Genomic DNA, 9,951 nt, shown 5'->3' with positions numbered 1-9,951 from the left:
GTCAGCGCTCACCCTTCAGCTTCTGTTCGGCCTCGGCGGCGGAGAGGGCTTCGACCTCGCGCAGCATCGCCTCGAACTCGTCCAGGCCGATGGACTCGGCCTGGTGGGCGCGGATCGCCGCCGCGAGCCCGGGAACGGTGGGCGCCTCGAAGACGGCGCTCATCGGGAAGTCGCCGTGCGCCTGCCGCAGCCGGCCCACGATCTGGATGGCGAACAGCGAGTTGCCGCCCAGGTCGTAGAAGTCGTCGTCCGGGCCGATCGGGGCCGCGCCGAGCATCTCCTGCCACACGCGCGCCACCGACTGGGCCAGTTCGTCGTCCGGCCAGACCGTCGCCGGGTCCCAGTCGCTGTCCTCGGCCCGACCGCTGCCCAGGGCGTCGGTGAACGAGGTCGCGGTCAGCCCCTGCTGGTCGGCGAGGACGTCCTGGAAGTCGGCCCGGGAGACCACCAGCTGCGGCAGCCCGCCGGCCAGCGCGGCGCGGGCGAGCGCCAGGCCGTCCGCGACCGGGATGCCCTGGCTGCGGCGCAGCCGCTCGTACAGCTCGCGCACCTCGGGCAGTCCGGCCATCTGCCGCTCGAACCAGTCGTCCCACTCCCACTGCGCCCAGTCGAGGGTCACGGCGTTCCGCCCCTCGGCCGATGCGGCGGCCGCGAAGGCGTCCAGGAAGGCGGCGGCCGCGCAGTTGTCGGCCTGGCCGAAGCCGCCGACGATGCCCGTGGTCGCCGAGCCCGCCAGGAAGAAGTCGAGGTCGTCGTCGGCGAGCAGCTCGTCGAGGAGCAGCGTCGAGCGGATCCGCGCGCCGAGCACGGTCTCGAAGTCCTCGCGCGTCTTGAGCGCCACCAGGCCGGTGCCCCGCGCGTCCGCGCAGTGCAGGACGCCGTCGACGGCACCGAGCAGGGCACGGGCCTCCTCGACGGTCCGGCGTGCCTCGTCCGGGTCCGCCAGGTCGGCGGACCGGTAGGTGACGGCGTCCGGGTGGGCGGCGCGCAGCGCGGCGAGCCGCCCGGCGCGGTCCCGCTCGGGGCCCGCGGGCAGGCCGGGCCAGTCGGCGGGGGCCGGGAACGCCGGGTCGCCGACGAGCACCAGACGGGCGCCCGCCTCCGCGAGCTGCTCGGCGAAGCCGAGCCCGGCCTCCCCCGAGGCGCCGGTGACCAGGTACCCGCCGCCGGCCTTCCAGGCCCGCTCGACGGGCACGGGGGCCAGCTCGACCGGCGCGAACGCGCGGGTCAGCCGCTGCGCGCCCCGGTAGGCGACGAGCGGTTCGGTGCCGGGCCCGGCCAGTTCGGCGGTCAGCTGCGCCGTGAGCCGGGTCCGCGCGGCGGCGTCCTCCGGCGGGCCGACGTCGATGGACCGGCAGCTCAGCCAGGCGTACTCCTGCGGCAGCACGGTCACCGCGCCGTACAGGGCGGCCCGCTCCGGGTGCGTCACTGGCGTGCCGTGCGCGTCCTGGAGGTGGTCGGTGAGCACGTCGATGCGTACGGGGGTGTCGGTGCCGCTCTCGCCGAGCGCCTGGGCCAGCGAGACCAGGCTGTGGAAGCCGACGGCCATGCCGTGCGCGTGACGCTCGGCCGCCGGTCGCAGGCTCGCGTGGTGCTCCGCTGCCGGTCGCAGGCTCGCGTGGTGCTCCGCTGCCGGTCGCCCGCTCGCGTGGCGCTCGGGCGCCGGTCGCCCGGTCGTGTCCTCCGCGTCCGTGACCGCCCAGGCGTGCAGGATCCGGTCCGGGCTCAGCCCGTCCTGGCGCAGCTCCTTGAGGATCCGGCCCAGGTGCTCGGGGTTCGCCGGGTCGGCCTCGTAGCCGTGCACCGAGGTACGGGCGTACGCGGCGGCCTTGCGCACCTCGGTGACGCTCTCGCCGCGCTCGCGCAGCGCGTCGGCCCACCCGTCGGTGAGGCCGCGGCCGTCGGCAAGGAGCAGCCAGGAGGCCGCGGGCGCCTTCCCCTCGGGGGCGGCGGGCGCGGGGGCGCGGTGCCAGACCGGGGCGTAGGTCCACCTCGACGGGTCGGTCCGCACGGTGCTCGCCGCGGCCGCCTTGGGCAGCAGGAAGCTCCGGCCCTCGAAGGGATGGCCGGGCAGCGGCACCCGACGGCGGTCCTGACCGGTGTGCAGCGCCGCCCAGTCGACCGGCACGCCGTGGCTCCACAGCTCGGCCAGGCCCTCGCGGACGCCACGGCCCTCGGGGCGCGCCTCCGCACCCGCCCGCGGCTTGCGCAGCAGGGTGACGACGGGCCCGTGCTCCGTGTGGGTCTTGACCAGGCCGCCGAGCTGGCTGCCCGGTCCCGCCTCGACGAACACCGTCGGGCCGCGCTGGGCGAGGGCCGCGATGCCGTCGGAGAAGCGCACCGCGCGACGGGTGTGGGCGACCCAGTACGCCGGGTCGGTGGCCTGCTCGTCGGTGATCCAGGTGCCGGTGACGTTGGAGAGGAACGGGGTGCGCGGCGCGTTCAGGGTGACCGAGCGCAGCACCTCCTCCAGGCCGGGCAGGGCCGGTTCGACAAGCGCGGTGTGGAAGGCGTGCGAGGTCTCGAGCTCCCGTACGGACACGCCCTGGGCCTCCAGGACGCGGCGGGCCTCGGCGACCTCCTCGGGCGTACCGGCGACCACGCAGGAGCCGGGCCCGTTGACGGCGGCGATCGTCGCCCGGCCGTCCAGGGCCCGGGTGAGCGTCTCCTCGTCGAGGAGCACGGACAGCATCCGGCCGGGTGCGAGGTCCTGCATCAGCTGCGCGCGCCGGGCGACCACCCGCAGGATGTCCTCCAGACCGAACACCCCGGCCAGACAGGCCGACACGTACTCGCCGAGGCTGTGGCCGGTCATCGCGTCCGGGCGGATCCCCCAGGAGAGGAGCAGCCGCGCGGTGGCGTAGTCGAGGGCGAAGACGGTCGGCTGGGTGTAGAGCGTCTGCCGCAGCCGCTCCCTGCTCTCCTCGCCGTCGGCGGCGAACGCCACCTCCCTGACGTCCCAGCCCAGCTGGGGCAGGAGGAGTTCGGCGCACGCGTCGAACGCCTCGCGGAAGACCGGCTCGGTGCGGTACAGGTCCGCGCCCATGCCCGGGTACTGGGCACCCTGGCCCGGGAAGAGGAAGACGACGGCGGGCGCCGCGTCGTCCCTGCCCGCGACCGCGCCCGCCTTGACCTGACGGAGCGCGGCGGCCGCGTCCTCCCGGCTGTCGGCCACGACGGCCCGGCGGTGGGGCAGTTCGGCGCGGCCCACCTGCAGCGTGTGGGCGGCGTCCGCGAGCGCCACGTCCGTGGCGGTGAGCGCGTCCGCGAGGCGCTCGGCGGCCGTCGCCAGTGCCTCGGGCGTACGCGCCGACAGCGGAAGCACCTGCCAGTCGCCGGAGGCGTCCGCCGCCCGAGGGGGAGCGGTGGGCGCGGCCTCCAGGACCACGTGCGCGTTGGTTCCGCCGATGCCGAAGGCGCTCACCCCGGCGCGCGGCGGTGTGCCGCCGGCCGTCGCGGGCCACGGGGTCCCCTCGCCGCTGACCTTGAAGGGGCCCTTGTCGAGGGCGAGTCGGGGGTTGGGGGCGCGGAAGTGCGCGGTCGGCGGGACGAAACGCTGCTCCAGGGCGAGCGCGGCCTTGATCAGACCGGCGACACCGGCCGCCGCGTCGAGGTGGCCGATGTTGGACTTCACCGAACCCAGGTGGACCGTTCCGGCCGCCGCGTCGGGCCCGAACACCTCGTTGAGCGCCTGCACTTCGATGGGGTCGCCGAGCGGGGTGGCGGTGCCGTGCGCCTCGACGTACTGGATCGTGCCGGGCTCGACGTCGGCGACGGCCAGGGCCTCGGCGATGACCTCGGCCTGGCCCTGCGCGGACGGCGCGGTGAAACCGATCTTGGCGGAGCCGTCGTTGTTGACGGCCGAGCCGCGGATCACGGCGTGGATGTGGTCGCCGTCGGCGACCGCGTCCTCGAGCCGCTTCAGGACGACCACGGCGACGCCGTCGCCGGAGACCGTGCCGGAGGCGTCGGCGTCGAACGGCCGGCATCGGCCGTCCGTGGAGAGGATCGCGCCCTCCTCGTACCGGTAGCCGCCCGGCTCGAACTCCCGTACCGCCACACCGCCGGCGAGCGCCAGGTCGGACTCGCGGCTCAGCAGCGACTGCACCGCCAGGTGCACGCCGACCAGTGAGGAGGAGCAGGCGCTCTGCACGGTGAAGCTGGGGCCTGTCAGACCGAGCTTGTACGAGACGCGCAGCGCGAGCATGCCGGGGTCGTTGCCGATGGCGACCTGGATCTCGTCGGAGATCCGCCCGTCACCGCCGGAGTCGCCGGAGCCGTCGATCCGCTCCCGCAGGTAGCCGCTGCCGGAGGTGCCCGCGAAGACGCCGGTGCGGCCCTCGAAGGTGCCCGCCGGGTAGCCGGCCCGCTCCAGGGCCTGCCAGGCGGTCTCCAGGAGCAACCGGTGCTGCGGGTCCATCAGTTCGGCCTCGGACCGGGTGACGCCGAAGAAGTCGGCCTCGAAGCGGTCGAACCCGTCGAGCGGGAAGCCCGCCTTCACGAAGGCCGGGTCGGCGAGCAGCCGCTCGGGCACCCCGGCGGCGGTCAGCTCCTCGTCGGAGTAGTCGCGGCGGCCCTCCTCGCCCGCCGCCACCATGCGCCACAGGGCGTCGACGTCGCCGGCTCCGGGGAATCTGCCGCTCATCCCGATGATGGCCACGGACTGCTCGGGCAGCGGCAGTTCCGTCTCGTGCGTCATGCGTTCTCCCCGTGCGGGTGGTTGATGGACTGTGCGGCGATCAGCTCGTCGACGGCCTCCGCGAGTTCGCGTACCGTCGGCCGGTCGAAGAAGAGCCGTAGCGTCGCGGCGACCCCGAACTGCTCCTTGGTGCGGGCCACCACCTGGGTCGCGAGCATCGAGTGCCCGCCGAGGTCGAAGAAGTCGTCGTCGAGCCCTACCCGGTCGACCGAGAGCACCTCGGCCCAGATCTCCGAGAGGGCCTTCTCGACGGGCGTACCGGCCGCCTCGAACCCGCCGCCCAGGTCGGGGCGGACGGCCTCCGGCGCGGGCAGGGCGCGGCGGTCGACCTTGCCGTTGAGGGTCAGCGGCAGCCGGTCGAGGGCGACGAAGACGTTGGGCAGCATGTAGGCGGGCAGGGTGAGGGCCAGGTGCTCGCGCAGCTCGACCGTGCCCGTGCCGTCGACGCCGGCGACGGCGTCCGGGGAGGCCGGGGAGGCGGTGGAGGCCGGGGAGGCGGTGGAGGCCGGGGAGGCCGGCACCCAGTACGCCACCAGGCGCGGCTCGCCGACGGAGTCCTCGTCGACGGTCACCACGCAGTCGCGGACGGCGGCGTGCCGGGTGAGCGTGTTCTCGATCTCGCCGAGCTCGATGCGGTAGCCACGCACCTTGACCTGGTGGTCCAGGCGGCCCAGGTAGGTGTGGTCGCCGTCGGCGGTGCGCCGGGCGCTGTCGCCGGAGCGGTAGCGGCGGGCGCCGGGCACCGTCGCGTCCGGGTCGGGCAGGAACCGCTCGGCGGTGAGCGCGGGGCGGCCCAGGTAGCCGCGGGCCACTCCGGCGCCGCCGACGAACAGCTCGCCCGCCTCACCGGCCGGCGCCTCGGTGCCGTCGGGCGCGGCGACGGTCATGGTCCAGCCGTCGAAGGCGCCACCGATCACGCTGCCGGCCCCGGCGTCGAGGTCGGCCGAGGTCATCCGGCGGTAGGTGGTGTGCACGGTGGTCTCGGTGATCCCGTACATGTTGACCAGTTCCGGCCGGTCGTCGCCGTAGCGGGCGATCCACGGCCGGAGCATCTCGGGCGGCAGCGCCTCCCCCGCGAACACCACGAGCCGCAGCGCGTCCAGGGCGGTGGGCCGCGCCTCCTGCTCGTACCGGATCAGCTGGCGGAAGGCGGCGGGCGTCTGGTTCAGGACGGTGACCCGCTCGCGGTGCAGCAGCGCGTGGAGCTCCTGCGGGGCGCGCCGGGTCTCCTCCGGTACGACGACGAGCCGGCCGCCGTGCAGGAGGGCGCCCCACGTCTCCCAGACCGACACGTCGAACGCGGCGGAGGCGAACATCGACCACACGTCGTCGGGCCCGAACCCGAAGTGGCGGCGTGTGCCGTCGAGGAGGCCGGTGACGTTGCGGTGCTCGACCATGACGCCCTTGGGGGTGCCGGTCGAGCCGCTGGTGTAGATGACGTACGCCAGGCTGTTCGGACCGGTGCCGGGCGCCTCGGGCGCGGTGTCGGGGTACGCGGAGAGGTCGGTGCCGGTGGTGCCGGTTCCGTCGGGGCTGGGGCCTTCGGTGCCGGTCACCACGGTGTGGGCGACGGGCAGGCCGCGCCCGGCCCGGTCGGTCACCAGGACCGTGGCCCCGGCGTCCGCGAGGGTGAAGGCGATCCGGTCGTCGGGGCTCGCCGGGTCCAGCGGCACGTACGCGCCACCGGCCTTGAGCACCGCGAGCAGCGCCGTCACCAGGGACGTGGTGCGCTCCATGCAGACGGCGACGGGAACTTCGGGGCCGACGCCGAGGCTCCGCAGATGGTGGGCGAGGCGGTTGGCGGCCCCGTCGAGTTGCCGGTAGGTCAGCCGGCCGTCGGTGCCGGTCACGGCGATCGCGTCGCCCCGCTCGGCCGCCTGCCGTGCGAACCGGGCGTCGATGGTGCCGCCCGGCCCTGCCGTGGGCACTGCGTCAACGGTCACGGTGGGTGTTCCTCTCAGAGCCGTCGGAGCCGGACGCCCGGAACCGGACCGCGTCGAGCTCCAGGACCGGTGTGCCCGGGAAGGTCGTCGCGTCGTCCAGCGCCTGCTCGTAGGCGGCCAGCAGCTCGGCCGGGGTGTCCGGTCCGAAGAGATCGGTGTCGTATTCGAGGGTCAGCGCGACGCCCGCGCCGCTCTCCTGCGCGTAGAGGCTGAGGTCGTACTTGGCGGTGTCCTGGGGCCCCGTGAGGTCCAGGGCGCAGTGGTCGAGGCCGGGGAAGACCGGCTCTGACTGCTCCTTCAGGAAGCTGAACATCACCCGGAACACGGGCAGGAAGTCGCGGCTGCGCCGGGAGACCAGGGCCTCGACCAGCTTGTCGAAGGGGAGGTCCTGGTGGGCGGAGGCGTCGATCAGCGCGGTACGGGTACGGGCGAGCAGCCCCCGGAAGTCGGGGTTCCCGTCCACCCGGACCCGGACCGGGACCATGTTGATCAGGCAGCCGACGAGCTCCTGGAGCTCCGGCCTGGTGCGCCCCGAGACCGGTGTGCCGACGGTGATGTCCTCGGCCCCCGACCAGCCCGCGAGGAGCGCCTGGAAACCGGCGAGCAGGGTCATGTTGAGCGTGACCCGCTCGGACCGGCCGAACCGCCGTATTCGGGCGGTGAGTTCGGGCCCGAGCTCGCGGGTGACGACGGCCCCCCGGAAGGAGCGTCCCCGGGGCCGGGGCCGGTCGGTGGGTACGGCGAGGGCCTGCGGGTCCTCGCCGAGCACCGCCCGCCAGTGGGTGGTGAGCGCCTCCAGGACATCGCCCTGGAGCCACTCGCGCTGCCAGGCGGCGAAGTCGGCGTAGTGCAGGGCGGGGACGGTCCCGGCGCCCTCGTCGCCGTACAGCAGGCCGAGTTCGCGGAAGAAGATCTCCACCGACCAGCCGTCGACGGCGATGTGATGGAACGTCACCACGAGCAGGTGCTCGTCGGCCGCGACCCCGAGCAGCCTGGCCCGCACGGGCGGGGCGGCGGCGAGGTCGAAGACCCACCGGCCCTCCTCGGCGGCGAGGCGCGCCGCCTCGGCCGAGGGGTCGGCGGCGCCGGAGAGGTCGGTGTAGGGCAGGTACGGCAGGTCGAACACACCTGCTGCCGCGTACGGTTCCGCGACGACCTGGTGCGGGATCCCGGAGGGCGCCTCGTAGGTGGTGCGGAGCACCTCGTGCCGGGCGACGAGCGCGCGCAGGGCGCGGCGGAGCCGGTCCCGGTCGAGGGCGCCGCGCATCCGGAGCACGGTCGGCACGTTGTAGAGCGTGGTGTCGGGGTCGATCTGCTGCATGAACCACAGGCGCTGCTGCGCGAACGACAGCACGGGACGCTTCGGCCGGTCCTCGGCGCGTGATGCCGCGGGCCCCGTGGCGACCGGGGCGGTCCTGACGGCGGCGGTCCGCGCGGCCATGGCGTCCCGTACGAGCTTGGCCATCCCCTCCAGGGTGGCAGCGACCGCGAGGGCCTCCGGCTCGACGTGCACGCCGAGTTCGTCGTCGATCCGGTCGGCGAGCAGCTGGACGGCGGGCGCCCGGCCGCCGAGGGCGCGCCAGTCCGCGTCGAGCGTCACGTCGGCGGTGGTGGTGTGCAGCAGCTCGGCCCACATCTGGGCGAGTTCTTCCTCGACGAATCCCATGGCAGTCATGCGTGTGAAACCCCGGTGCGAGAGTGGCGAACGGCGTCCTGGAGCAGGGCGAGGAACCTCGGGGGCAGGGACCCCAGATAGAAGTGGTCGCCCTCGAAGAGGTGGACCTCGGCCTCCGCGGTGGTGTGGGCGGCCCACGCGTCCGCCTCGGCCGGCGGTACGTCGGGGTCGGCATCGGCCACGAAGACGGTGACCGGGCAGCCGACGACCGCCCCCTCGGCGGCCCGGTAGGCCTCCAGGGCGCGCAGGTCGGCCCGGATCGCCGGGAGGACGAGCCGCATCAACTCGGGGTCCTGGCCCACGTTCTCCCGCGTACCGCCGAGGCCCATGACGCGGGCGAGGACGGCGTCGTCGCTCTCCTCCTCCGCGGGGGAGGCGGGCATTCGTTCCGTACGGACCGAGGGCGCGGAGCTCGCCGAGGGGACGAGGGCGTGCGGGGCGAGGGCGCCGGCCCGCTCCAGGCGGCGGGCGACCTCGAAGGCGATGACCCCGCCCATGCTGTGCCCGAAGAAGGCCGGCCGCCGCGGCAACCGGGGGCTCAGCGCCTCGAACACACCGTCCGCCAACTCGGCCACGGTGGCGGCGGGCTCCTCGAAGAGGCGGTTCTCACGGCCCGGGTACTGGACGACGAGCATCTCGATGTCCGGGTCGAGGGCGGCGGAGAGGTCGAAGTAGTAACTGGCCGCACCGCCCGCGTGCGGGAAGCAGACCAGGGTGTGCCGGGCGGCGGGCTTCGGGTGGAAGCAGCGGATCCAGGGGGTGGAGGGGAGGGCCGCCGGACGGTGGGCGTCGCCGGAACGGTGAGCATGGTCGCCCGGACCGTGCACGCCGTCGGGACAGTGGGAGTCGGCGTCGGGACAGTGGGAGTCGGCGGTACCGGTCATCGGGTGGCCACCGCCTCGGCCCGGAGCGCCTGATGGGCCCGGCGCGCCTCGGCGAACTCGACGACCTGGCCGGCCATCGCGGTGAGCTGCCGCTGGATGTGCGGGTCGTCGCACTGCCCGTCGGGGCCGAAACCGGCGGTCGCGCTGTTGACCGCCACCCCGAGCGGCGTGGTCCAGCCGCGCAGGGCGTGCACGATGTCCCGGAGCGCGGCGAGCGTGGTCACCGCCCCCTGCCAGCCCATGCCGACGGAGAGGCAGCCGACCGCCCGGCCGGACAGGTAGGGCCGGGCGTCGTCCCGTAGCTCCTCGGTGTGGTCCAGGGCGTTCTTCAGCAGCCCGGACACCGTGCCGTGGTACGCGGGGCTGGCCAGGACCACCCCGTCCGCGGAGGCGATCTCGTCGAGCAGCCGTCGCGCCGGCGGCGGGCAGCTCGCCGCCCTCGGGTCGTACAGCGGCATGACCAGGTCGGCACCGCCGACGAGGCTGACCTCCGCGCCCAGCCGGGCGGCCTCCGCGAGGACCACCCGAAGACCCAGCTCCGCCGTCGAGCCGGGCCGGGAGGACCCCCCGATTCCGACGACCTTCACGGCATGCAGCATGAACTCCCCGTTTCGCGTGGTGCGGTCCGACTCCCCGAGGGCTGGTCGCCCCCTCGGCCCTCCGGCCGACCGATCCGGCCGACCGCCCCCTGCGGCCGACCCGTCCGATCGACCCCTCCGACCGATCAAGACCGGCCACAGCCTTCGCCAA

At 74.8% G+C, this 9,951-nt stretch carries 5 protein-coding genes; all 5 read right to left on the bottom strand.

Annotated features, from left to right (window positions below):
- Nucleotide 1 precedes the first annotated feature (1 nt).
- The 5 genes from ACGFYP_RS10245 to ACGFYP_RS10225 are packed head-to-tail and all read right to left on the bottom strand — an operon-like array spanning nt 2 to nt 9,800.
- Nucleotides 2-4,699, bottom strand: coding sequence for a beta-ketoacyl synthase N-terminal-like domain-containing protein (locus ACGFYP_RS10245; RefSeq protein ID WP_393488733.1), 4,698 nt, complete (start codon nt 4,697-4,699; stop codon nt 2-4).
- Complete coding sequence (locus tag ACGFYP_RS10240) at nt 4,696-6,642, bottom strand: amino acid adenylation domain-containing protein (protein ID WP_393488731.1); 1,947 nt, start codon at nt 6,640-6,642, stop codon at nt 4,696-4,698. Before ACGFYP_RS10240 ends, ACGFYP_RS10245 begins: the two co-directional genes overlap by 4 nt.
- The gene (locus ACGFYP_RS10235; protein ID WP_393488729.1) at nt 6,632-8,317 is read right to left on the bottom strand and encodes a condensation domain-containing protein; all 1,686 of its coding nucleotides are present in this window, start codon (nt 8,315-8,317) and stop codon (nt 6,632-6,634) included. The genes ACGFYP_RS10240 and ACGFYP_RS10235 overlap by 11 nt, the downstream gene beginning before the upstream one ends.
- Complete coding sequence (locus ACGFYP_RS10230) at nt 8,314-9,201, bottom strand: thioesterase II family protein (RefSeq protein ID WP_393488726.1); 888 nt, start codon at nt 9,199-9,201, stop codon at nt 8,314-8,316. Before ACGFYP_RS10230 ends, ACGFYP_RS10235 begins: the two co-directional genes overlap by 4 nt.
- Nucleotides 9,198-9,800, bottom strand: a complete 603-nt coding sequence (locus tag ACGFYP_RS10225) for an NADPH-dependent FMN reductase (RefSeq protein WP_393488724.1) — start codon at nt 9,798-9,800, stop codon at nt 9,198-9,200. The genes ACGFYP_RS10230 and ACGFYP_RS10225 overlap by 4 nt, the downstream gene beginning before the upstream one ends.
- Between the last annotated feature and the right edge of the window lie 151 nt (nt 9,801-9,951).

Source organism: Streptomyces sp. NPDC048370 (assembly GCF_043200825.1).
In the GTDB taxonomy this organism is placed as follows: domain Bacteria; phylum Actinomycetota; class Actinomycetes; order Streptomycetales; family Streptomycetaceae; genus Streptomyces.
This window is presented reverse-complemented; position numbering and strand designations above follow the sequence as displayed.